1 protein-coding gene is annotated in these 806 nt (G+C 69.6%); it reads right to left on the bottom strand.

From position 1 onward, the window contains the following. Nucleotides 1-31: 31 nt before the first annotated feature. On the bottom strand, nucleotides 32-607 hold the full coding sequence (locus IY392_RS16390; RefSeq protein WP_375292927.1) for a YbjN domain-containing protein: 576 nt from the start codon (nucleotides 605-607) through the stop codon (nucleotides 32-34). Nucleotides 608-806 lie beyond the last annotated feature (199 nt).

Below are 806 nucleotides of genomic sequence, written 5' to 3'. Positions count from 1 at the left end.
GGCCGGCGGGCCGCGGCGTGCGCCCGGGTCGTCAGCCGTGACCCGGCTGCGGCAGATCCGCGGTGAGGTGACGGAACGCGTGGAGATTGCGCAGCGGCTCACCGCGCGAGACGCGCCACTCCCACTCCCGGCGGATCGAGGTGTAAAACCCGATCTCGAGCAGGATGTTGAAGTCGTGATCCGCGGCCTCGAGCACCTGGCCCAGCACGCGGTCGAGCTCCTCCTCGGTCACCGCCACGAGCGGCATCCGGCCCACAAGATAGATGTCACCGTTGTTGTCCAGCGTGTACGCCACCTGGTACAGGCGCCGGTTGCGCCGCAGCAGGTACTTGTAGACCTTCTCGAAGTCTTCGTCGGGCTTGCGGCAGACGAACGCCTCGATCCGCACGCTCTCCCGGTTCACCGTCAGGTGGCAGGCGGTCTTGAGGCGCTTCTCCCCCGGCAGCTGCACCACGAAGACCCGGCCGTCGGCCAACGTCGACTCGATGTCCCGCTCCACGAGGAAGTCGCGGATCAACTCCAGGGTCGGGCCGTCGACCTCGTCGGCACCGCGAGGCGCAGCCCCGCTGCCCTCGTCCATGCGCTTGTTCTCGGTGGGGTCGATCATCGTGGCTCCTTCGGTTCGACTCCCCTGTACTCGTGAGCGGTTCGTCGCGGGGGGAGGTTCGGACGGGGCGCTCGACCGGCGGGCGCCCCGGGGTGTCAGGAGGCGGTGGCCGCCTCTCGCCGGGCCCGGTGAGCGGCCACCGTGCCCGCGTACGAGGCGAGAAGTCCATCGGCGGTGGAATCCCAGGAGAACCGGGAGG

It is taken from the genome of Dietzia sp. SYD-A1 (genome assembly GCF_015356725.1).
Taxonomy (GTDB): Bacteria; Actinomycetota; Actinomycetes; order Mycobacteriales; family Mycobacteriaceae; genus Dietzia.
The sequence above is the reverse complement of the archived record's forward strand: the minus strand, read 5'-3'. Positions and strand labels throughout refer to the sequence as shown.

Coding starts and splice junctions, on each gene's coding strand:
- IY392_RS16390 (WP_375292927.1), bottom strand. CDS start 607: ATGATCGACCCCACCGAGAACAAGCGCATGGACGAGGGCAGCGGGGCT.